General features: G+C 66.3%; 18 protein-coding genes. 13 read left to right on the forward strand and 5 right to left on the reverse strand.

Features of this window, described 5'->3' with window-relative positions:
• The first annotated feature begins 24 nt into the window (after nucleotides 1-24).
• From FL625_RS05360 to gyrB, 10 genes are all read left to right on the forward strand, one after another.
• Nucleotides 25-612: a hypothetical protein gene (locus tag FL625_RS05360; protein WP_149587588.1), complete on the forward strand. Its 588-nt coding sequence runs from the start codon at nucleotides 25-27 to the stop codon at nucleotides 610-612.
• Nucleotides 613-1464: a bifunctional DNA-formamidopyrimidine glycosylase/DNA-(apurinic or apyrimidinic site) lyase gene (gene mutM, locus FL625_RS05365; protein WP_149587589.1), complete on the forward strand. Its 852-nt coding sequence runs from the start codon at nucleotides 613-615 to the stop codon at nucleotides 1462-1464.
• Nucleotides 1465-1522: 58 nt separating this feature from the next.
• Complete coding sequence (locus FL625_RS05370; RefSeq protein WP_149587590.1) at nucleotides 1523-2299, forward strand: enoyl-CoA hydratase; 777 nt, start codon at nucleotides 1523-1525, stop codon at nucleotides 2297-2299.
• 236 nt (nucleotides 2300-2535) lie between these two features.
• Entirely contained in the window at nucleotides 2536-2805 is a 270-nt protein-coding gene (gene rpsT / locus FL625_RS05375) for a 30S ribosomal protein S20 (protein WP_149587591.1), read from the forward strand.
• 522 nt (nucleotides 2806-3327) lie between these two features.
• Nucleotides 3328-4683 (forward strand): chromosomal replication initiator protein DnaA, encoded by a 1356-nt coding sequence (gene dnaA, locus FL625_RS05380; RefSeq protein WP_149587592.1) that lies wholly within the window; start codon nucleotides 3328-3330, stop codon nucleotides 4681-4683.
• Between the two features lie 119 nt (nucleotides 4684-4802).
• A complete protein-coding gene (dnaN, locus tag FL625_RS05385) occupies nucleotides 4803-5921 on the forward strand; it encodes a DNA polymerase III subunit beta (RefSeq protein WP_149587593.1) in 1119 nt (372 codons plus the stop codon).
• Nucleotides 5922-5957: 36 nt separating this feature from the next.
• Complete coding sequence (gene recF, locus FL625_RS05390) at nucleotides 5958-7049, forward strand: DNA replication/repair protein RecF (protein WP_149587594.1); 1092 nt, start codon at nucleotides 5958-5960, stop codon at nucleotides 7047-7049.
• Nucleotides 7046-7576: a GNAT family N-acetyltransferase gene (locus tag FL625_RS05395; protein WP_149587595.1), complete on the forward strand. Its 531-nt coding sequence runs from the start codon at nucleotides 7046-7048 to the stop codon at nucleotides 7574-7576. The genes recF and FL625_RS05395 overlap by 4 nt, the downstream gene beginning before the upstream one ends.
• Before the next feature lie 9 nt (nucleotides 7577-7585).
• On the forward strand, nucleotides 7586-8206 hold the full coding sequence (locus tag FL625_RS05400; protein WP_149587596.1) for a LysE family translocator: 621 nt from the start codon (nucleotides 7586-7588) through the stop codon (nucleotides 8204-8206).
• Nucleotides 8207-8287: 81 nt separating this feature from the next.
• Nucleotides 8288-10738: a DNA topoisomerase (ATP-hydrolyzing) subunit B gene (gene gyrB / locus FL625_RS05405; RefSeq protein WP_149587597.1), complete on the forward strand. Its 2451-nt coding sequence runs from the start codon at nucleotides 8288-8290 to the stop codon at nucleotides 10736-10738.
• Here the strand turns inward: gyrB and FL625_RS05410 are convergent.
• The 5 genes from FL625_RS05410 to FL625_RS05430 form a co-directional block, all read right to left on the reverse strand.
• On the reverse strand, nucleotides 10735-12558 hold the full coding sequence (locus FL625_RS05410) for an alpha-L-rhamnosidase-related protein (protein WP_149587598.1): 1824 nt from the start codon (nucleotides 12556-12558) through the stop codon (nucleotides 10735-10737). The two genes, gyrB and FL625_RS05410, sit on opposite strands and share 4 nt — an antisense overlap.
• Before the next feature lie 200 nt (nucleotides 12559-12758).
• Nucleotides 12759-13745: a uroporphyrinogen decarboxylase family protein gene (locus tag FL625_RS05415; protein WP_160147735.1), complete on the reverse strand. Its 987-nt coding sequence runs from the start codon at nucleotides 13743-13745 to the stop codon at nucleotides 12759-12761.
• Complete coding sequence (locus FL625_RS05420) at nucleotides 13742-14797, reverse strand: DUF4037 domain-containing protein (RefSeq protein ID WP_149587600.1); 1056 nt, start codon at nucleotides 14795-14797, stop codon at nucleotides 13742-13744. Before FL625_RS05420 ends, FL625_RS05415 begins: the two co-directional genes overlap by 4 nt.
• A gap of 27 nt (nucleotides 14798-14824) precedes the next feature.
• Nucleotides 14825-16111 carry an L-rhamnose catabolism isomerase gene (rhaI, locus tag FL625_RS05425; protein WP_149587601.1) on the reverse strand — a complete coding sequence of 429 codons (1287 nt, stop codon included), beginning with the start codon at nucleotides 16109-16111 and terminating at the stop codon, nucleotides 14825-14827.
• Between the two features lie 9 nt (nucleotides 16112-16120).
• Nucleotides 16121-18190 (reverse strand): bifunctional rhamnulose-1-phosphate aldolase/short-chain dehydrogenase, encoded by a 2070-nt coding sequence (locus FL625_RS05430; RefSeq protein ID WP_149587602.1) that lies wholly within the window; start codon nucleotides 18188-18190, stop codon nucleotides 16121-16123.
• A 161-nt stretch (nucleotides 18191-18351) separates the two neighbouring features.
• Here FL625_RS05430 and FL625_RS05435 point away from each other — a divergent pair, with 161 nt between their 5' ends.
• The 3 genes from FL625_RS05435 (at nucleotide 18352) to FL625_RS05445 (ending at nucleotide 21829) form a co-directional block, all read left to right on the forward strand.
• Nucleotides 18352-19149: a DeoR/GlpR family DNA-binding transcription regulator gene (locus FL625_RS05435; RefSeq protein ID WP_149587603.1), complete on the forward strand. Its 798-nt coding sequence runs from the start codon at nucleotides 18352-18354 to the stop codon at nucleotides 19147-19149.
• A gap of 39 nt (nucleotides 19150-19188) precedes the next feature.
• Entirely contained in the window at nucleotides 19189-20232 is a 1044-nt protein-coding gene (locus tag FL625_RS05440; RefSeq protein WP_149587604.1) for a rhamnose ABC transporter substrate-binding protein, read from the forward strand.
• 85 nt (nucleotides 20233-20317) lie between these two features.
• Complete coding sequence (locus FL625_RS05445) at nucleotides 20318-21829, forward strand: sugar ABC transporter ATP-binding protein (RefSeq protein WP_149587605.1); 1512 nt, start codon at nucleotides 20318-20320, stop codon at nucleotides 21827-21829.
• The last annotated feature ends 65 nt before the right edge of the window (nucleotides 21830-21894 follow it).

A 21894-nucleotide genomic window follows, 5' to 3' on the forward strand; every position in this document is an offset into this window, starting at 1 on the left:
CCGCAATCTGCCGCAGGGGGGGCAATGCCGGCCGAGGTAGAGCATTACGTCTGGTTCGTCCTGGGCCTTCTGGGGCTGGCGGTGGCGATGTATCTGGTCCGCCTGGTGCTGGCCTGGCGCCTGCGCAAGCGGATGCCTGCGGGACTGGTGCCCGAGGGGGCAGAGCTGCACCGGCCGGATGGCGCGTCACGTCTTGTCTCGCTGATCGGTGTCGGCGGGCCGGTCGCAGAGACGCTGGGCACCCGGCGGCTGCGGGCGACGCTGGGGCTGAGGCTGCTCTGCTGGGGCGTACTGGCGGCGCTGGTGGTGGTCCTGTGGCAGATGCGGGCCCCGGTCTGGGGTCCGGGGACGCTGGCCCTGCTGACGGTGATCTACCTGGCCCTGCACACGAGCCTTTACGAGATCAGTTATGACCGCGACACGATCACGCTGCCGCGCTGGTGGTTCGGGGCGACCACGCACAGGTGGCGCGACCTCGAGGCGGTGACCGAGTCGCAGGGCTGGTATCTGGTCTTTCACTTCCGCAGGGGCAGGGTGGTGCAGGCGCACAAGTATGTTGTGGGCTACGCCGCATTGCGGGAGAAGGCAGAGGCCGTCCTGCGCGAGGTCTGAATGCCCGAACTGCCCGAAGTCGAAACCGTCCGCCGCGGCCTTCAGCCGGTGCTGGAAGGCGCGGTGATCGCAAGGGCCGAGGTCAACCGCCCCGACCTGCGCTGGCCCTTGCCGGAGCGGATGGCCGAGCGGCTGACGGGGCAGCGGGTGACGGCGCTGCGGCGGCGGTCGAAATACCTGCTGGCCGATCTCTCCTCGGGCGAGACGCTGCTGGTGCATCTGGGCATGTCGGGGCGGATGCTGGTCTCGGGCGCGCAGATCGGCACCTTCCATCATGACCATCCCGCGCCGCAGAAGCACGACCATGTGGTGCTGCACATGGAGGGTGGCGCACGGGTCACCTTCAACGATGCCCGCCGCTTTGGCGCGATGGACCTGATGCCGACTGACCGGGCCGCAGACAACATGCTGTTGAAGGACCTCGGCCCCGAACCCTTCGGCAACGACTTCAACGAGCCCTACCTCGCCGGGCGTCTGAAGGGCCGCAGGACGCCGATCAAGGCGGCGCTTCTGGACCAGCGGATCGTGGCGGGGCTGGGCAACATCTACGTGGCCGAGACGCTGTATCGCGCGCGGATCAGCCCGTTGCGGCTGGCCGGGGACCTCGAGGAAGGGCAGGTCCGCGCCCTGGTGCCGATCATCCGCGACGTGCTGGCCGAGGCGATCGAGGCGGGTGGATCCAGCTTGCGCGACTTCCGGCAGGCCAATGGCGAGCTTGGCTATTTTTCCAAGCATTTTCAGGTCTATGATCGGGAAGGCGAGCCTTGCGAGACGCCCGGCTGCCCCGGCATGGTGACCCGCAGCGTGCAGTCGGGACGGTCCTCGTTCTGGTGCCCCGCCTGCCAGAGGTGACTTGCCAACGCGCCGTTTGGTGCTAGGAGTCACCGCGACTGACCACAGGGAGGCCGAGATGGCCTATGAAACGCTGATCGTCGAGACCGAGGACTATGTCTCGCTGATCCGGCTCAACCGCCCCGATGCGATGAACGCCCTGAATGCGCAGCTGATGCGCGAGCTTGCGGCGGCGGTGACGGCAGCAGAAGCCAACGACCGCGTCCGCTGCATCGTCATCACCGGGTCCGAAAAGGCCTTTGCGGCCGGGGCAGACGTGAAGGAGATGGCCGAAAAGAGCTTCATCGACGTCTTCTTCGATGATCTGTTCGGGCCGGAGGCGGCGGTGATCTCCCGCGCCCGCAAGCCGATCATCGCGGCGGTCGCGGGCTATTGCCTGGGCGGCGGCTGCGAGCTGGCGATGCTGGCCGATTTCATCATCGCCGCCGACAACGCCAAGTTCGGCCAGCCCGAGATCAACCTCGGCATCGTCGCCGGCATGGGTGGCACCCAGCGGCTGACCCGCGCGGTCGGCAAGTCGAAGTCGATGGACATGCACCTGACCGGCCGCTTCATGGACGCGGCCGAGGCGGAGCGCTGCGGCCTCGTCAGCCGGGTCGTGCCCGCGAAGGCGCTCATCGAAGAGACGATGAAGGCCGCGCAGAAGATCGTCGAGAAATCGGCAGTCACCGCGATGGTGGTCAAGGAATGCGTGAACCGAGCGCAGGAAACGCCGCTCTCCGAGGGCCTCCTGTTCGAGCGCCGCATGTTCCACGCGATGTTCGCCACCGAGGACCAGAAGGAAGGCATGGCCGCCTTCCTGGAAAAGCGCCAGCCGCAGTTCCGCGACCGCTGACGACCCTCCTCGTGCGCCTCCGGCTTCTCGTCGGGAGCCAGCGAGGAGTGACGAAGTCATCGACGCGCGCGCGCCCCGTGATGCGGGGGCTTCCCTTTCCCGCTGCATTGCCATATAGGCCGGCGGCACATGCGCGTGGGCCCGCTTAGGCAAGAATCAGATCCATCCTCCGGGATGGGGCCTTCTGGTCTTTCGTGCGACAGAATTGAAACCGACAGACCGCAAGGACGCCACCCATGGCCAATACCGAACAATCCAAGAAACGCGCCCGCCAGTCCGAGGCGCGCTATGCCGTGAACAAGGCGCGCCGCTCGCGCATCCGCACCTTCCTGCGCAAGGTCGAGGAAGCCATCGCCTCGGGCAATGCCGAAGCCGCCCAGGCCGCGCTGAAGGCCGCCCAGCCGGAACTCGCCCGCGGCGTGACGAAAGGCGTGCTGCACAAGAATACCGTGGCGCGCAAGATGTCGCGCCTGGCCGCGCGCGTGAAGGCCGTCGTCAAGGCCTGATCCCGGGCGACAGCACCGGATCCACTCCAGGGGGCGCGTCCGCAAGGCCGTGCCCCTTGTCGTTTCTGCCGGCCCGAACGGTCGGGATCGGCGCCCCGTTGCCGATTTGCCAGAGGCTCCGGATTCGATTTCGGCGAAGCCCTGTCAAGCGCGTTGTTCGGTTGCAGTGCCCGCAGCGGCCTTGATAGCGTCAGCCTGCGATTCACTTCGTCTTGGGGGACAAGAACGGATCTGGATGGGAAAGCTGCTGCACGGACCGGACGCGCAAAGCGCAACCTGGTCTGAGTTTTCTCTTCTGGATCAATGGATTGGAGATGGCATCCAAGCCATCCCGCTTTGCATGGCCCAGCTGTCGGTGTGCCGGCAGTGCCGCCTTGTGTCGTTCAGTCCCCCGACAAACCGTTCGCGCGAATGGCCTCTCCGGCCAACCGCGGGTTTGGTCGGGGCAGGATCGGTCAACAAGGGTTAAAGGCAGGATCGAAGCTGCGTGCTTTCGGTTCAGGGACATTGGCAGGTTGTAGTATGACGAATGAAACCTGGGGGCAGGTTCGCGAAGAGCTGATCAAACGCGTCGGCAAGCACAATTATGCCACCTGGATCGAACCGTTGAAGCTGTCGCAGCTGAAGAACGGGGTGGCCCGGTTCGAGGTGCCGACGATCTTCTTCGGCGACTGGGTGCAGCGCAACTACGGCGACCATATCCGCAGCCAGCTGTCCAGCGCGGGGGCCCCGGTCGATCGTCTGGAATTCGCCGTCGGGGCCGCGGCCGCGGTGGCGACTCCGCCTGCAGCGAAGCCGGCCGGCAAGCCCGCGCGGTCGCGTGGCCCGGACGAGGATCTGCCCGGTGCGCCGCTGGACGCCCGCTTTACCTTCGATACTTTCGTCGTCGGCAAGCCGAACGAGCTGGCCCACGCCGCGGCCCGCCGGGTCGCCGAAGGCGGCCCAGTGACCTTCAATCCGCTGTTCCTGTATGGCGGCGTCGGCCTCGGCAAGACGCATCTGATGCACGCCATCGCGCACGAGCTTCAGGCCCGCCATCCGGACCGTCGCGTGCTGTACCTGTCGGCCGAGCAGTTCATGTACCGCTTCGTCCAGGCGCTGCGCGACCGGCAGGTGATGGATTTCAAGGAATTGTTCCGGTCCGTCGATGTGCTGATGGTCGATGACGTGCAGTTCATCGCCGGCAAGGATTCGACCCAGGAAGAGTTCTTCCACACCTTCAATGCGCTGGTCGATGCCAACAAGCAGATCGTCATTTCCGCCGACCGCGCCCCGGGCGAGATCAAGGATCTTGAAGAACGCATCAAGTCGCGCCTGCAATGCGGCCTGGTCGTGGACCTGCATCCCACGGATTACGAACTCCGGTTAGGGATCCTGCAGCAGAAGGTGGAGTTCTACCGCACCCAGTATCGCGGTCTGGTGCTGGCCGACGGCGTGCTGGAATTCCTCGCGCACCGCATCACCACCAATGTCCGCGTGCTCGAAGGCGCTCTGACCCGGCTGTTCGCCTTCGCCTCGCTGGTCGGGCGCGAGATCACGCTGGAACTTGCGCAGGACTGCCTGGCCGACATCCTGCGGTCCTCCGACCGCAAGCTGACGATCGAGGAGATCCAGCGCAAGGTGGCCGAACATTACAACGTCCGCCTGTCCGACCTGATCGGCCCCAAGCGGCTGCGCACCATTGCCCGGCCGCGGCAGGTGGCGATGTATCTGGCCAAGCATCTGACCCCGCGCAGCCTGCCGGAAATCGGCCGCCGCTTCGGCGGGCGCGACCACACCACGATCATGCACGGAGTGCGCAAGATCGAGGAGCTGATGCTGACCGACAGCCAGCTTGCCGACGATCTTCAGCTTCTGCGCCGCCTGTTGCAGGGTTAGGCGCCGGGGCCGCACTTGACGGCCCCGTGAAAGCCTTTCACAGTCCGTATCGACACTTGTGAACCGGTGAAAACCGGGTAAATTCGTCGTCCCTTCAACGGGGGGCAGGGGGAAGTCTGATGAAGCTCTCGATCGAACGCGCCACGCTGCTGAAGGCGCTGGCGCAGGCGCAGTCGGTGGTCGAACGCCGCAACACGATCCCGATCCTCGCCAACGTGCTGATCGAGGCCGAGGGCAACCAGGTGTCCTTCCGCGCCACCGACCTCGACATCGAGGTGGTGGACCGCGCTCCCGCCATGGTCGAACGCGCCGGGGCGACGACGGTCTCGGCGGTCATGCTGCACGAGATCGTCCGCAAGCTGCCGGACGGCGCGCTGGTCAACCTGTCCGAGGATGCCGCCGCCGGGCGGCTGACCATCACGGCGGGCCGGTCCACCTTCAGCCTGGCGACCCTGCCGAAGGAGGACTTCCCGGTGATGGCCTCCAGCGAATATTCCTCGAACTTCTCCGCCAAGGCGCCGGTGCTGCGGCGGCTGTTCGACAAGGCGAAATTCGCGATTTCCACCGAGGAGACGCGCTATTACCTGAACGGCGTCTACATGCATGTGGCGCAGGGCGAGGGCGGCAAGGTGCTGCGCTGCGTTGCCACCGACGGCCACCGGCTGGCCCGGATCGACGCGCCCTTGCCGGACGGGGCCGAGGGGATGCCGGGCGTGATCGTTCCGCGCAAGACGGTGGGCGAGTTGCGCAAGCTTCTGGACGACGACGACGCCACCATTGCCGTCTCGGTTTCCGAAACGAAGGTTCGCTTTGCGACACCGGCGATCACGCTGACCTCGAAGGTCATCGACGGCACCTTCCCGGATTACACCCGCGTCATCCCGACCGGCAACACCCGCAAGCTGGAAGTTGACGCCTCGGAATTCGCCAAGGCGGTGGACCGCGTGGCGACCGTGTCCTCGGAACGCTCGCGCGCGGTCAAGTTGTCGCTGGAGGAGGACCGGCTGGTTCTGTCGGTGAATTCGCCTGACAGTGGCGCCGCCGAGGAGGAACTGGCGGTGGCCTATGGCGACGACCGGCTGGAGATCGGCTTCAACGCGAAATACCTGCTGGAAATCGCCAGCCAGGTGGACCGCGAGAATGCCGTCTTCCTGTTCAACTCGGCCGCCGACCCGACCCTGATGCGCGAAGGCAATGACACTTCGGCGGTCTATGTCGTGATGCCGATGCGGGTCTGAGCCGGCCGCAAGCACCTGGTCTGAAAGGAAATCCCGGTGGGCGGTCTGGCGATCGAAACCCTCGCGCTCACGCATTTCCGCAGCCACCGGGCCACGCGGCTGGCCTTCGACGGCCGCCCCGTCGCCATCACCGGACCGAATGGCGCGGGCAAGACCAACATCCTCGAGGCGGTTTCCCTGCTCTCTCCCGGCCGCGGTCTGCGGCGCGCCGCCCCCGAGGATCTTGCCCGCAGGCCGGACGGTGTGGGCTGGAAGATTTCTGCGACGGTCAGCGGCCTCTCTGCCGCACATGAGATCGACACCTGGGCCGAACCCGGCGAGGCGCGGCAGGTGCGGATCGACGGCAAGGCCGCGACCCAGGCAAGTCTGGGCCGCGTGTTGCGCGTGCTCTGGCTGGTCCCGGCTATGGACCGGCTCTGGATCGAAGCCGCCGAGGGCCGCAGGCGGTTTCTCGACCGGATGACCCTGTCGTTCTTTCCCGAGCATGCCGAACAGACGCTCATATACGAAAAGGCGATGCGCGATCGCAACCGGCTGATCAAGGACGGGGTGACGGATGCCCAGTGGTATGCGGCGCTCGAGGCGCAGATGGCCGAGGCGGGGGAGGCGATCACCGCCCACCGCCGCGCGGCCATCGCCCGGATCGCGCAGGCGGCCGACCCGGCCAGCGCCTTCCCCTCGGCCGACCTGACCCTGACCGGTCCCGAAGGCAGCGAGGAGCCGGCCGACCTTGCCGGCGCGCTGGCCGAAAGCCGGCGGCGCGACATTGCCGCGGGCCGCACGCTGGTCGGCCCGCACCGCGCCGACCTGCTGGCGCGCTACAGCGCCAAGGACATGCCCGCCGACCAGTGTTCGACCGGAGAGCAGAAGGCGCTGCTGATCAGCCTGATCCTGGCCAATGCCCGTGCGCTTGCGCAGGAGCTGGGCCGGGCGCCGGTCCTTCTGCTGGACGAAGTCGCCGCGCATCTCGACGACCGGCGCCGCGCCGCGCTGTATGACGAGATCTGCAAGCTCGACGCGCAGGCGCTGATGACCGGCACCGAGGCCGACCTGTTTGCCGCGCTGGGCGACCGGGGCCGGATGCTGAGCATCAGTGACCAGAACGGCAGTTCACGGGTGGACGCATGAGTGTCGAGACGATTGCCGAATATCAGCTCACAAATGAAGACGATCTCGCCATCGCTGCCTTGCTGAAACGCTGCTTCCGCACCGATTTCGGGGGGCGCAGCTTCTTTCAGACCCGCCACAGCTGGCGCCACCTGCGCCGTCACGGGGGGCGCATCATCGCCCATCTCGCCGTGCAACTGCGTGCGGTACGGTTGGGCGAGGAGCTTGTCACAATCGCCGGCGTCGCCGACGTGGCGACCGATCCCGCGCATCGCGGGCAGGGCCATGCGGCCGCGCTTCTCCAGGCCGCGCTGGCCACTGCGCAGGCATCGCCGGCCCGGCATGTCCTGTTGTTCGGCACGGCGAGGCTGTATCCCGCCGCCGGCTTCCGACCGGTCGGCAACCTGCTCACCTACCTCGACATGACCGGGGCGAGGACCGGCGCGCTTTGCCGCGACAAGGCCGAAGCGCACCTGCAAGTCCTTGATCTCGGGCGGGAGCCATGGGATGAGACCCGACCGCTCGACCTTCTCGGCGGTCTGTTCTGAGGCCCGCCGATGACCGTCACACTCTGGCAACTCTGGCTTTACGCGCTGGGCATGGCCGCGCTCTGGGCAGTCCCCGGTCCGGTCTGGGTCGCACTGACCGCGCGCGCGCTGGCCTTCGGCATGCGCGGGGCCTGGCCGTTGGCCGTCGGCGTGGCTCTGGGCGACCTGATCTGGCCGCTGGCCGCGATCTTCGGGCTGAGCTGGATCCTGTCGCTGTATGGCGACTTCCTCAGCCTGCTGCGCTGGGTGGCGGCCGCGGTCTTTCTGGTCATGGGGATCCTGCTGATCCGCAAGCCCGCCGCCGCCATCGACGCCGACAGCCGACTGACCCGGCCGGGGGCCTGGGCCGGCTTTGCCGTGGGCGTCGCAGCCGTGATCGGCAACCCCAAGGCCATCCTGTTCTACATGGGTGTGCTGCCCGGCTTCTTCGACCTGTCGCGCGTCACGGCGCCCGATATCGTCGCTATCCTCCTGATCTCGGCGCTGATCCCGATGCTGGGGAACCTCGCGCTGGCCTGGTTTCTCGACCGGGCGCGGCGGCTTCTCTCCAGCCCCGAGGCGATGCGGCGGCTGAACGTGGCCTCGGGCTGTCTGCTGATCGCCGTGGGGCTGGTGATCCCCTTCACCTGACCACCAAATCTGGTGGCCGAGGGGTGACATTCCCGCACCGAACCGCTATAAATCGCGGGCAACGACAAGGGTTTCCCACGCATGGCTGACCAGCCCAAGAAGCCGGCCGAATACGGCGCCGATTCCATCAAGGTTCTCAAGGGGTTGGAGGCGGTTCGCAAGCGCCCCGGCATGTATATCGGCGACACCGACGATGGCTCGGGTCTGCACCACATGGTCTATGAGGTCGTGGACAACGGCATCGACGAGGCGCTTGCCGGACATGCCACCGAAGTCGTGGTGAAGATCCACGCCGACGACAGCGTTTCGGTGCGCGACAACGGGCGCGGAATCCCCGTCGATCTGCACCCCGAGGAAGGCGTCTCGGCGGCCGAGGTCATCATGACCCAGCTGCACGCGGGCGGGAAGTTCAACAACACGGACGAGGGCGGCAACGCCTACAAGGTCTCGGGCGGGTTGCACGGCGTGGGCGTGTCGGTGGTGAATGCCCTGTCGGAATGGCTGGAGCTGACCGTCTGGCGCAACGACACCGAATACCGCGCCCGGTTCGAGGATGGCGACTGCACGGTCCATGTCCATCCGGTCGGCCCCGCACCGGGCAAGCGGGGGACGGAGGTGCGGTTCCTGGCCTCGGCCAAGACCAATCGGCAGGACGGGACGTTCTCGAACCTCGATTACAGCTTCAAGACGCTGGAGCACCGGCTGCGCGAACTGGCCTTCCTGAATTCCGGCGTGCGGATCGTGCTGGAGGACGAACGCCATGCCGAGCCGCAGCGGGTCGAGATGTTCTACGAAGGCGGCGTGCGCGAGTTCGTGAAATACATCGACCGCTCCAAGACCAGCGTGATGCCGGAGCCGATCTACATGGTCGGCGAAAGGAACGGCATCGGCGTCGAGGTGGCGATGTGGTGGAACGACAGCTACCACGAAACCGTATTGCCGTTCACAAACAACATCCCGCAGCGCGACGGCGGCACGCATCTGGCCGGTTTCCGGGGCGCGCTGACCCGCACGATCACCGCCTATGCCCAGTCCTCGGGCATCGCCAAGCGGGAAAAGGTCGATTTCACCGGAGACGACGCGCGTGAAGGGCTGACCTGCGTGCTGTCGGTCAAGGTGCCGGACCCGAAGTTCTCGTCCCAGACCAAGGACAAGCTGGTGTCCTCCGAGGTGCGTCCGGCGGTCGAGAACCTCGTGAACGAAAAGCTTGGCGAGTGGTTCGAGGAGAACCCCGGCCCGGCCAAGATCATCGTCGGCAAGATCATCGAGGCGGCCCTTGCGCGCGAGGCCGCCCGCAAGGCGCGCGAGTTGACCCGACGCAAGACGGCGCTGGACGTGGCCTCTCTCCCCGGCAAGCTGGCCGATTGCCAGGAACGCGACCCGTCGAAATCCGAACTCTTCCTCGTCGAGGGTGACTCGGCCGGTGGCTCGGCCAAGCAGGGCCGCTCGCGCGCCAACCAGGCCGTCCTGCCCTTGCGCGGCAAGATCCTGAACGTGGAACGCGCGCGGTTCGACCGGATGCTCTCCAGCCAGGAGATCGGGACGCTGATCACCGCGCTGGGCACCGGGATCGGGCGCGACGAGTTCGACATCGGCAAGCTGCGCTATCACAAGGTCGTCATCATGACCGACGCCGACGTGGACGGTGCGCATATCCGCACGCTTCTGCTGACCTTCTTCTTCCGCCAGATGCCCCAGCTGATCGAAGGCGGCCACCTCTACATCGCCCAGCCGCCGCTCTACAAGGTCACGCGCGGCAAGTCCGAGGTCTATCTTAAGGACCAGGCCGCGCTGGACGACTATCTGATCGAGATGGGGACCGAAGGCGCCGTCCTCCGCCTGACCGACGGGCAAGAGATCGCCGGCAACGACCTCGCCCGCGTCATCGAGGGCGCGCGCCAGTTCCGCCGCGTGCTGGACGCCTTCCCCACCCACTACCCGCGCCCGATCCTGGAACAGGCGGCACTGGCCGGCGCCTTCGATCCGGGCAAGGCCGACGATGACCTCCAGGCCGTCGCCGACACCGTGGCCAGGCGCCTGAACCTGATCGCGCCCGAGTTCGAGCGCGGCTGGCAGGGCCGCATCACACAGGACCACGGCATCCGCCTGTCCCGCATCCTGCGCGGGGTCGAGGAGTTGCGGACGCTGGACGGCGCGGTGCTGCGGTCGGGCGAGGCGCGGAAACTCAGCCAGATCGCCGGCCAGTATCGCGACATCTACCGCGACCCCTCCCGCCTGGTCCGCAAGGACCGTGAGCAGGCCATCCACGGTCCGATCGACCTGTTGAAATCCATCCTGACCGAAGGCGAAAAGGGCCTTACCCTGCAACGCTACAAGGGTCTGGGCGAGATGAACCCCGACCAGTTGTGGGAGACGACGCTCGACCCCGAGGCGCGAACGCTGTTGCAGGTCAAGGTGGACGACTTGGCCGAGGCGGACGACATCTTCTCGAAGCTGATGGGCGACGTGGTGGAACCCCGCCGCGACTTCATCCAGCAGAACGCGCTCAGCGTCGAGAACCTGGACTTCTAGAGCCAGCCCAGCGGGTGCGCCGAAAAACCGTGGCAGGCGGACCCGTCGGGGAAGTCGATCGACCAGTTCTCGGGCGTGGTCACGCGGCCTTCGCGCACCCAGCGGCCCCAGCGCGCGGCGATGATGGCGCGGATCGCGTCGCGGCGCCCAAGCCGTTGCAATGCAAGGAAAAGATAGTGGTGCATGAAGGGGCTGGCGAGCGCGGGCTGGCCCTCCACCGGGCCATCCCGCAGGTCCAGCGACCGGGCCACGATGCGGTCGGCCAGACCTTCGGCCTCCGCCCCTTCCACCACCCCCGTCAGGATCAGCAGCGCCAGACCAAGCTGGCTGGCAGCCTCGCCGCCGGGGCTTTCGCGCCAACCATCCGGCGCCCGGTGACCTTGCAAGACCCGGGCCAACTCGCCCGCATCCTCGGCCCAATCGGCGGTCCGGCCGACCCGCCCGGCCATCTCCGCCGCCAGCCGCAGCGCATGCAGATAGCGCAGGTTCAGCGTCAGGTTCGGCTCGACGCGATTCATCGGCGACCAGTCCAGGAACAGCCGCCGCCCCGGCGGATTGCGCAGCAACCCGTCCGCGCCACGGAAGCTGGCCATCCGCTCCAGCATCCGGGTCAGGGTGCCCCAGTGGCGCTGCCAGACCGCCTCCGGCTCGTCGATCCCCGGATGCGTGGCGCAGCCGGACAGGAGTTCGACCCAGGAAAAGTTGTAGTCCGTCACCGCATAGGCCGGCACCTCGCCGGGAAGTGCCGACGGCAACAGCCCCTCGGCGTCCGCCCCCTCCGCCGCCATGTCGATGGCGAACAGAAGCGGCCGGGGATCGTCGGAAATCCCCCGCAGCGCCCAGTCCTGCGCCACCGCATCGCCCAGCCACAGACTGCTTTCCCGCCAGACGCCATCGACAAATCCGTCCTGCAGGCAGTTGAGCGTGGTCCGGCGACAGATCTCCGCCACGCCCTGAAGTTCCGGACCGAGTGGGGGCAGGGGGCGCTCCACCACCGGCGTCACCGGCAGCCGCGCGTGGAACTTCGGCGCGGGCGCCACCCCGCCACCCTCCAGCGCAAAGAGCAGATACCGCGCGCCCCGCGGCGTGAACCCCTCAACCACCTGCCGCCCCTGGCGCAGCGTGAAGCGATCGGTAGGCCGCATCCGGCAATAGGTCTCCGGGTCAGGCAACAGCAGTTCGCCATCGCGCAGCTTCTCGGCATAGGAGATCAGCAGCCGCTCCCCTCCCGCCGCCGTGAGTTCCACCCCGCCCAGACAGGCCCGGCTTTCCCCAAGATCGAAAACCCAGATCGCCGAAGTGCCCGCCGGCAGCAGGGCAGGGGCTGGACCGGGAGCCGAAGATGAAAAAGCCTTTCGCAGGTCACTGTGGGGGTCTTCCGAAAAGGCCAGGGTCCGGCCCGCGCGCACCTGCCAAGGCTTCCCCAGCGGCAGCACATCTTCCAACGGCAGTGCCGTCGCCCGTGGCCGCAACCGCTGCCAGACCGGCCCCTCTGCCCCCTGCACCACCCGCGCCGCCTCCCAGTCGGAGGCATCGGCCTCGACCCAGTCTTCCTCCAGCCGCAGATCCCGGTCCTCGACCCCGGTCCCGTATATCGAGACCCGCTCGACCCGATCTGACCACGACCTGTCCCGCCGCACCTTCCAGTGCGGGCCCGTGGTCAGAACCGTCGTCCCGTCCACCTCCAGCCACCCGATCAGCCCGCAGGCCCCGCGATGGACATGGGCAAAGTGCGAATGTCCGGGCGAGTGGACCTGAACCGCGATCCGGTTCCTCCCTGGACGCAAAAGATTCGTGACCGAACGTTCATCGACCGCCATCGACGAGGGCCAGGACCGCTCCGGTCCACGGCCGACGAAGACGCCATTGATCCAAAGGCGATACCGACTGTCCGCCGAAATCCAAAACCGCGCGGCTTCTGGCGCGGCATCCAGAGTGAAAGCAGAACGAAAGTTCACATAAGCGTCTCGCAGATCGAACGGATGCGCCGGACCGATCCAGACCGCGCCGTCGGGGACCTTCACTGAAGGGTCCCGTACTGAGCCGCCAGCTTGTTCACCAGCCGGTAGGCCCTGACCAGCCGCATCGGCGGGATGTCCGGCTGGATGAAATGCCCGCCGTTGAAGATGAACCCGCCGCCGGGCGCGTAGATCGAGAAGCGTTCGGTGATGTATTCGTCCAGCTCCTCCCCGTCGTATTTCAACAGCCCGTCGATCACGTCCAGCGAGCCGTAGATGACGATCTTGTCGCCCCAATTCGCCTTCACTTCCCGCGGGTCGATCCCGGCGCTTTCCTGCACCGGGTGCCAGGAGGTATAGCCCATCTCGATGATGTCATCGACGACCTGCAGGATGTAGCCGTCGGAGTGGAGGTTGACCGGCATCCCCCTGGATCTTGCGTGCTGGACCACCCGCATCGCATAGGGCTTGATAAGCTGGCGCCAGGACTTCGGGCTGAACAGCATCGTCCCGTTCGACCCCCAGTCGTCCGAGAGGGTCATCATGTCCACCCCGGCCTCGATCATCTGGTCCACCTGGACGCACAGCCAGTCGGCATAGCGGTCGAAGAAATTCGCCATCAGCTGCGGGTTGCCGCCCAGGTTCATCCAGCAGTTCTCGATGCCGAGGAAGGACGAGGTGCCCTCGACCATCCCCCAGCAATGCGCCAGCACGCAGCGCTTGCCCTTGTGGTCGCGGATCGCCGTGGCGATGTTGGTGCCGCCGAAATCGTAGTTCCAGTCGGTGAAATTCAGCCATTTCGGATGCTTCGGGTCTTCCAGCGGGACATCGGCGAGTTCGTGGATGTCGAACTTGCGGCCGTGCTGGTTCGGGAAGGGCATGAGGCCGACGAAGACATCGATCCCGAACTCCTCGATGAACTTCTCGCGCGGGCCGTATTCGGCCTCCAGCCGCTCCAGGAACTGCTTCTGATACAGCCAGCAATCGATGGGCGTGCGGTCCACCGGCTGGTGGTTGATCGTCGCCATCACCCGTTCATAACCGTTCATTCGCATTCCTCCAGAAGCAGCATGCGCCGCCAGTCCTCCAACCCCACCCCGGCGACGAATTCGGAATGGAACCCCTCCCAATGCACCTGTTCCCATTGCGGAACGATGCCCCGGATCTCGGCCGGGCACTTGCGGATCAGCTCGGCATAGGCCGATTCCAGCAGCCGGTAGCCCGAGGTTGCCGAGACCTTGTAACGCGGATGCGGCGCGATCAGCCCGTCCTCGACCATCGCTGCGTCCAGCACGTCCGACATCTGGTGCAAGAGCTCCAGCTTGCGCTCCCACGGCGTCGAAAGCCTGGGTGCTTCCTCGACAATCGCCGCCAGCCGGGCGCCCATCCGGGGCAGGCGGTGGAACATCACCGTCAGCCACTTGTCGTAAGGGTAGTATTGCCGGTCCAGGAGGAAGGCCATCTGCACCCCCCAGCGCAGACTGCGCGCAAAGGCGGTGCTGGCGTATAGCTCGTTGTTCCGCAACAGCGCCCGTTTCAGCGCATAGACCCCCATGCCGCTGAAATAGCGGCACCAATGCGCGAGCCGCCGCAGCCGGACCTCCTCGGGATAATAGGCCGCCAGGGCCTCCCGCACGGCGGAAAAGCGCCCCGAGGGGTCATGCCAGACCTCCCCGGCAATGACATGCATGATGTCTTCCTCGGGGATCGCCAGCCATTGTGAAGGACTGTTCGGTGGTGCGTCCAGCCCGATGGTGGACCGCAGGTGATTTTCCAGCGACCCAAGGGCAACACCCTTCGTGCGCGTGTAGCCCTCGCGCAACTCGCGCCCGCGCCAGACCTGCGGCAGGCCCTCGGCGAGGGCATCCTCGATTACCTCCCCCCGAGTGGACATCACACCTTCGGGCAAGAGCACATTCACCCGCAGCCCGAAGTGGTGGTCCGTCGAATATTCGTCGTCCAGCCGCAGGACCTCGGAGCCGTAGCCGAAGACGCCAGCTGCCATCTGCGCCGTTTCCTCGGGGAAGCGCGCGGCGAGGAACGGGGCCACCACCTCGTCCCAGAAGGCATGGCTTTCGTCGATGATCGAGTGCTGTGTCATCTGCCCGGCCTCCCCTCCGGCGCGATGTCAGACGATGCCGCCGCCGGCCCCCTTGACCTCTGGCCGCTCCTTCGCCACCCGGTCGCGGTAGCCGCTGGCGCGGTAGGCGGCGATGGGGTCGTAAGCCCCGCCGGCCCTCATCCGCGCCTCGGCCAGGATCGGCGAGACATCGGTCAGGAAGCCGGCCTTCAGCGTCCGGTGCGCGGCCATCACGTCGTTCGCTTCCTGCGCCTCGGCCAGCGACTTGCGGTCCACCAGCGACGCCTGGATGTAGGCCCGCGCGATCTCGATGGCCGAAGCCATCAGGCTTTCGATCGGATCGGTCACGTTGTGGCTCTGGTCGATCATGTGGCTGGGCGCAAAGCCCTTGGCCCCGCGCAATTCGGCCTCGACCAGTTCGTTGAAGACCAGGAAAAGGCGGAACGGATCGACGGAGCCGCTGTCCAGATCGTCGTCGCCATACTTCGAGTCGTTGAAGTGGAACCCCGCCAGCCGCCCGACATGCACCAGCCGCGCCACGATCTGCTCGATGTTCACATTGGGCGCGTGGTGGCCCAGGTCCACCAGACACTTCGCCTGCGGCCCCAGATGTTGTGCCGCCATCAGCGAAGACCCCCAATCGCTGATGACCGTCGAATAGAAGGCCGGCTCATACATCTTGTGTTCAATGAACATGGCCATCGAGGGCGGCAGCGCCGCATAGACCTCTTCCATCGCCGACAGGTAGTTCTCGAACATCTTCGACAGGCTCTGCTGCCCGGCAAAGTTCGTCCCGTCCCCGATCCAGACCGTCAGGGCGGGAGAGCCCAGGGCCTTGCCGATCTCGATACATTCGATGTTGTGCGCCACCGCCTGTGCACGAATATCCGAACGGGCGTTCGCTAACGAGCCATAGCGGTAGGACAGCCGCTGATCCACCTGGTCCTGGAAGGTATTGGAGTTCACTGCATCGAACCCCAGCCCATACTGCGCCGCCTCTTGCCGCAGCGCGTTGTAGTCCGAAACCTTGTCCCAGGGGATATGCGGCGACACCGTCCGTGTCCCCCGCGTCAGCTGCTGGATCACGCCGCAATCGGCCAGTTTGTCGTGGATGTTCCGCGGCTCTCCTTTCCCGGGAAACCGCGCGAATCTTGTTCCGCCGGTCCCCACGCCCCAGGACGGGACGGCGACCGACCAGTCCATCGCGCGCTTCACCAGCGCCTCGATGTCCACCCCGCGCCGGGAAAGCTTGCGCCCCAGGGCGCCGAACTCATCCTCATGCGCCACGCGCGCCGCTTCGTTCAGCGATCCGACCAGATCCTCGGAAATCAGCATCCCCGCCCCCTACCTTGTAAAGGACACGGCGTTCCCCGCGTCCACGTTCAGGAAATTGCCCGTCGATTTCGCCGAAAGGTCCGAGGCGAAGAAATAGACGCCCTCGGCGATGTCCTCGGGAAAGACCGACCGCTGCAACAGGCTGCGCTTGCGGTAATGTTCCTCCAGCTCGGACACGGCGATCTTGTTCGACGCCGCGCGCTGTTCCGACCATTCACCCTTCCAGATCTTCGAGCCCCGCAACACGGCGTCCGGGTTCACCACGTTGACGCGGATGCCCATGGGCGCGCCCTCCAGCGCCATGCAGCGGGCAAGGTGGATCTCCGCCGCCTTTGCCGTGCAATAGGCGCTGGCCCCGGGCGAGGCCGCCACCCCGTTCTTCGACGAGACGAACACCATCGACCCGCCGATTCCCTGGGCTTTCAGAACACGATAGCCCTCGCGCCCTACCAGGAAATAGCCGGTGGACAGGATGTCCATGGTGCGGTTCCACATCGCCAGCGTCGTATCCTCGACCGCCGCCGCCGAGGTGATCCCGGCGTTGTTCACCACCACGTCCAGTCCGCCGTATTCGCCGACCGTATAGTCCACCGCCGCGATCACCGCCGCCTCGGAGGTCACGTCCATCACCACGCCGCGCACCATGTCGCGACCGTAGCGTTGGGCGAACCCGGCCACGACCTGATCCAGCGCTGTCTGGTCGATGTCGGCCAACACCACGTTGCAGCCCTCGCGCAAGAGCCGTTCGGCGCTCGCCGACCCGATCCCGCCCGCGCCGCCGGTGATGAAGGCCACCCGGCCCGCCATCGGCTTGGGCTTCGGCATCCGCTGCAACTTGGCCTCCTCCAGAAGCCAGTATTCGATGTCGAAGGCCTCCTGCTCCGGCAGGCCCTGGTACTTGGAAACCCCAGAGGCCCCGCGCATCACGTTGATCGCGTTGACGTAGAATTCGGCCGAGACCCGGGCCGTCGCCTTGTCCCTGGCGAAAGAGATCATCCCCACGCCCGGCACCAGGTAGATCACCGCGTTCGGGTCGCGCATGGCGGGAGAGTTTGGGCGCTTGCAGCGGTCGTAGTAGGCCGCGTAGTCGGCGCGGTAGCCGGCGATCAGGCCGTCCAGCGCGGCCGCATCGGCATCCGCCGGGACGACCAGCGGCTTTATCTTCGTCCGCAGGAAGTGGTCCGGGCAGGACGTCCCCATTGGCGCCAGATCGGAAAGCGAATGAGAGTTCACGAACTCCAGGACTTCCGGCGCGTCGGTGAAATGGCCGACCATATGCGCCCCGGCCGAGATGCGTCCGCGGATCAGCGGCATCAGGCGGCGGGCCGTCGCTTTACGCTCCGCAACCTCCAGAGCAGGGACTCTCTCCCCGCCAAACACCGGCCGCTTCACGTTGGCGTCCAGCCAGACCGCCGCGCGGTTTATCATCTCCAGCGTCAGCAGGTAGCAGTCCTTCGACGTGTCGGCCCAGGTGAAGAGCCCGTGCTGGCCCAGCACCACGCCTTTCAGCTTCGGGTTCTGTTCGGCCATCCGGCCCAGCTTGATCCCCAGGTCGATACCCGGCCGCTGCCAGGGCAGATATCCAAGCTCACCCCCGAAAATCTCCTCGGTCAGCCGTACCTGGTCCGCGCTGGCCGCAATCGCGATCACCGCGTCGGAGTGGACGTGGTCCACATGCGCATATGGCACGAAGCCATGCAGCCAGGTGTCGATCGACGGCGCGCGCGGGTTCAGGTTGAAGATCGTGTGCCCCAGGGCCTCGACCATCGCGTCTTCCTGGTCCAGGCTCCGGTATTGCGCGCGCAGCTGCATGAGCTTGGACATGTACAGCGTCGCGAAACCATCCAGCTTCATCGACCCGATGTCGCCGCCCGACCCCTTGACCCAGAGAACCTCCACATCCTCACCCGAGAGCGGGTCCTTGTGCTTCACCTTGGCCGAGGTGTTCCCTCCGCCGAAGTTGGTGATTCTCAGGTCCGACCCCAGCAGGTTTGACCGATAGAGAAGCTTTCCCGGCTCGTCCAAACTGGCGGCATAAGCATCGTCCCACAGGGACTTGAGCGTGATTTCCTGGGTCATCGGTCCGGACTTTGGCTGAAAGGGTTGCCGATCAGGATAGGGACGAAACGCTCACAGTCAATCACGAAACGCCATACTGCATCGCAGAGAATCTTCCGCAATGCAGCATTGCGATTGTTTGTTGACGGATATGAGCGATTCTGACAGCCTTTCCAACCATGATGCACGAACGCGAAAGATGGCAGCTGATCCTGACCCGCCTGCGGGAGAGGGGGATCGTTCGCGTGGCCGACCTGGTGGGCGTCACCGGCGCCTCGGTCGCCACCCTGCGGCGCGACCTCGCGAAACTCGAGGACTCGGGCCAGCTGCGCCGCGTCCACGGCGGCGCGGAATCCGTGGCATCGGGCCAGACCCCGCTCACCGCCCCGTCCTTCGATTCCAGCCAGACGCTGAACGCCGATCTCAAGCGCGCGGTCGCCTGCGGGGCGGCCGAGCTTTGCCAGGACGGCGACTCGATCATCCTGAACGCGGGGTCCACCACCTGGTTCATGGCGCAATGCCTGCGCCAGCACCGGATGCAGGTGCTGACCAACTCCTTCCCCATCGCGCAGGAGCTGATCGCCCATTCCGCGAACCGCGTCGTCCTGCCGGGTGGGGAGATCTACCGCGAGGCCGGGATCATCCTGTCCCCCTTCGACGAGGACGCGATCCAGCACTTCGCGGCGTCCAAGATGTTCATGTCCTGCTATTCGATCACGCCGCTTGGCATCATCGAAAGCGATCCTCTGGTGGCCCGGGCCGAGGCAAAGCTGCTGTCCCGCGCCGAGACCCTGATCGTCGTCGCCGATTCGACCAAGTTCGAGGCGCGCGGCAACATGGTGGTCTGCCCGCTGACCCGCGTCTCGACGCTGGTCACCGACACCGGCGCACCGCCCAACATGGTCGATCACCTGCGGCAACTGGGTGTCGAGGTGGTCCTGATCGACCCGAAAGAAGCGAAGGTCCTGACCGCGGCCTGAGGAGGGCACGGCAGGAAAACATAAAAGGGAGGAAGAAAGATGATGATGAAACTGACCGGCCTTGCGTTCGCCGCGGGCCTTGCGACGCTGATGGGCTCGACCGCGATGGCCGAACCCGTCACCGCCACCCCGGGCCAGCAGGTCAATGCGGTCCTGCTGCCGAAATTCCTCGGAATCCTGCCCTTCGACCAGGCCAACCGCGGCGCGCAGGAAGCGGCGGCCGAGCTTGGCTCGACCGGCAAGCTGGAATTCATCGGCCCGACGCCCGAGAATTCGGCAGCTGGTCAGATCGAGATGCTGACCAACGCCACGACGCAGAAGCAGAACGTGGTCATGCTGTCGAACAACGCGGGCGACCAGATCGCCCCGGCCGCCGAGGCCGCGCAGGCCGCCGGCACCAGGGTCGTGACCTGGGACAGCCCGATCCCCTCGGGCAAGGGCGAAAGCTTCTTCGTGGCCCAGGTCGATTTCGGTTCGATCGGCACCGTCATGGCCGACATGGCCTATGACCTCGCGGGCGGCGCCGGGGAATTCGCCGTGCTCTCGGCCAGCCCGGATGCGGCGAACCAGAACGCCTGGATCGACATGATGAAAGAGGCGCTGAAGGGCGACAAGTACAAGGATCTGAAGCTGGTCGATGTCGTCTATGGCAACGACCAGTCCGAAGAATCCTACAACAAGGCGCTCGGCCTCGTGGACAAGTATCCCGACCTCAAGGTCATCATGGCGCCCACCACCGTCGGCATCGTCGCCGCCGCCAAGGCCATGCAGGACGAGGGCCTGTGCGAGAAGGTCAAGGTCTCGGGCCTCGGCCTGCCGGCGGAAATGGTCAGCTACACGCTGAACGGCTGCGCGCCCCAGTTCGCGCTGTGGAGCTTCGTGGACCTCGGCTACCTGACCTACCACGCCTCCTACGCACTGGCGACCGGTGCCATCAAGGGCGAGGTCGGCGAGGAATTCACCGCCGGCCGCATGGGCACCTTCAAGATCGAGGAAGACCCCGGCCGGCCGGGCGCCAGGCGCGTGCTGATGGGGCCGTTCACCGTCTACACCAAGGACAACGTCGAAGCCGCCGCGAACTAAGGCCGCTTCCCGTATCCAACCCGCAAGCCCAGGAATTTTCGTCGAAAATTCCTGGGCTTGCCCCAACGTCCCGGAACATCCCCCCATGACCCAGCCGGTCCTGGAACTCATCGGCCTGTCCAAGTCCTTCGCGGCCACCCAGGCGCTGAAGGACATGAGCCTGACCATCCTCCCCGGCGAGGTCCACGCCATCGTCGGCGAAAACGGCGCGGGGAAATCCACGCTCATCAAGATCATGACCGGCGTCCACCAGCCCGACACCGGCACGATCCGCGTCGAGGGGCAGTCCGTCACCCTGCGCTCGACGCAAGGCGCGCAAGAGGCCGGCATCGCCGCGATCTACCAGGAGCCGATGGTCTTCCCCGACCTCAACGTCGCCGAGAACATCTTCATCTCGAACCGCGCCAAGGGCCGCATCATGCGCTGGTCCGAGATCTATGCCGAGGCCGAGTCCCTGATCGCCCCCCTCGGCGTCAAACTCGACGTCCGCCGCGCCGCCTCGGGCCTCACGCTCGCCGAACAGCAGACGGTCGAGATCGCCCGGGCCCTCTCGCTCAAGGTCAAGGTCCTGATCATGGACGAACCGACCGCCAGCCTTTCGGCCCACGAAGTCGCCCGCCTCCTCGACATCGCCCGCGCGCTCAAGGCGCAGGGCGTCGCCGTCATCTACATCTCGCACCGCCTGGACGAGATCTTCCGCATCGCCGACCGCGTGACCGTGATCCGCGACGGCCAGCACATCAGCACGAAACCCGTCGCCGAGGTCACCGAAGACGGCCTGGTGAAAGACATGGTCGGCCGCGCGCTCGAAAGCTTCGCGGTGAAAACCGCCGCCAACCCGCATGGCGAGACGCTCCTCTCCGTCAAGGACCTGAGCCGTGCCGGCGTCTTCCAGAACATCACCTTCGACCTCCACAAGGGCGAGGTTCTCTGCCTCGCCGGCCTCGTCGGCGCCCGGCGCACCGATGTCGCGCTCTCCCTCTTCGGCATCGCCCCGGCGACCGACGGCTCCATCACGCTCGCAGGCCAACAGGTCCGCATCGCCACGCCCCAGCAGGCAATGGACCTCGGGATCGCCTATGTCTCCGAAGACCGCCGCAAGCTCGGCCTCGCCATGCCCTTGCCGATCTTCGCCAACATCTCGCTCGCCAGCCTCAAGAAACTCCTCAATCCCTTCGGCCTCATAGACCGCGCCGCCGAATCCGCGATGGCCGAGACCTACCGCAAGCGCCTCGCCATCCGCTCGCCCGACAGCCTGATCGAGGTCGGCAAACTGTCGGGCGGCAACCAGCAGAAGGTGATGCTGGCCAAGTGGCTGGAAACGAAACCCCGCGTCCTCATCTTCGACGAACCCACCCGCGGCATCGACGTCGGCGCCAAGGCCGAGGTCCACGCCATCATCCGCCAGCTCGCCAGCGAAGGCGTCGCCATCCTCGTCATCTCCTCCGACCTGCCCGAGGTCCTGGCCCTTGCCGATCGCGTCCTCGTCATGCGCGAGGGTCGCCAGGTCGGCATCCTGCCCATCGAAGAGGCCACGCAAGAGCGCGTCATCGCGCTCGCCGCCGGCCAGGCCACCTCCGAAAGACCCGCCGCATGACCGCGCACCGCACCCAAACCCTTTCATCTGTCCCAAAATATCCCCTGCGGAGCACGCCCGAGCCG

The sequence above is a fragment of the Tabrizicola flagellatus genome, assembly GCF_008271465.1.
Lineage (GTDB): Bacteria > Pseudomonadota > Alphaproteobacteria > Rhodobacterales > Rhodobacteraceae > Tabrizicola > Tabrizicola flagellata.

What these genes read in the sequence shown, in the direction of transcription:
- FL625_RS05410 (WP_149587598.1), bottom strand. Translation starts at nt 12,558, where the DNA reads ATGGCGGTCGATGAACGTTCGGTCACGAATCTTTTGCGTCCAGGGAGG.
- FL625_RS05370 (WP_149587590.1), top strand. Translation starts at nt 1,523, where the DNA reads ATGGCCTATGAAACGCTGATCGTCGAGACCGAGGACTATGTCTCGCTG.
- mutM (WP_149587589.1), top strand. Translation starts at nt 613, where the DNA reads ATGCCCGAACTGCCCGAAGTCGAAACCGTCCGCCGCGGCCTTCAGCCG.
- FL625_RS05400 (WP_149587596.1), top strand. Translation starts at nt 7,586, where the DNA reads ATGACCGTCACACTCTGGCAACTCTGGCTTTACGCGCTGGGCATGGCC.
- dnaN (WP_149587593.1), top strand. Translation starts at nt 4,803, where the DNA reads ATGAAGCTCTCGATCGAACGCGCCACGCTGCTGAAGGCGCTGGCGCAG.
- FL625_RS05430 (WP_149587602.1), bottom strand. Translation starts at nt 18,190, where the DNA reads ATGACCCAGGAAATCACGCTCAAGTCCCTGTGGGACGATGCTTATGCC.
- FL625_RS05415 (WP_160147735.1), bottom strand. Translation starts at nt 13,745, where the DNA reads ATGAACGGTTATGAACGGGTGATGGCGACGATCAACCACCAGCCGGTG.
- gyrB (WP_149587597.1), top strand. Translation starts at nt 8,288, where the DNA reads ATGGCTGACCAGCCCAAGAAGCCGGCCGAATACGGCGCCGATTCCATC.
- FL625_RS05420 (WP_149587600.1), bottom strand. Translation starts at nt 14,797, where the DNA reads ATGACACAGCACTCGATCATCGACGAAAGCCATGCCTTCTGGGACGAG.
- dnaA (WP_149587592.1), top strand. Translation starts at nt 3,328, where the DNA reads ATGACGAATGAAACCTGGGGGCAGGTTCGCGAAGAGCTGATCAAACGC.
- FL625_RS05435 (WP_149587603.1), top strand. Translation starts at nt 18,352, where the DNA reads ATGCACGAACGCGAAAGATGGCAGCTGATCCTGACCCGCCTGCGGGAG.
- FL625_RS05440 (WP_149587604.1), top strand. Translation starts at nt 19,189, where the DNA reads ATGATGATGAAACTGACCGGCCTTGCGTTCGCCGCGGGCCTTGCGACG.
- FL625_RS05445 (WP_149587605.1), top strand. Translation starts at nt 20,318, where the DNA reads ATGACCCAGCCGGTCCTGGAACTCATCGGCCTGTCCAAGTCCTTCGCG.
- FL625_RS05395 (WP_149587595.1), top strand. Translation starts at nt 7,046, where the DNA reads ATGAGTGTCGAGACGATTGCCGAATATCAGCTCACAAATGAAGACGAT.
- rhaI (WP_149587601.1), bottom strand. Translation starts at nt 16,111, where the DNA reads ATGCTGATTTCCGAGGATCTGGTCGGATCGCTGAACGAAGCGGCGCGC.
- FL625_RS05360 (WP_149587588.1), top strand. Translation starts at nt 25, where the DNA reads ATGCCGGCCGAGGTAGAGCATTACGTCTGGTTCGTCCTGGGCCTTCTG.
- rpsT (WP_149587591.1), top strand. Translation starts at nt 2,536, where the DNA reads ATGGCCAATACCGAACAATCCAAGAAACGCGCCCGCCAGTCCGAGGCG.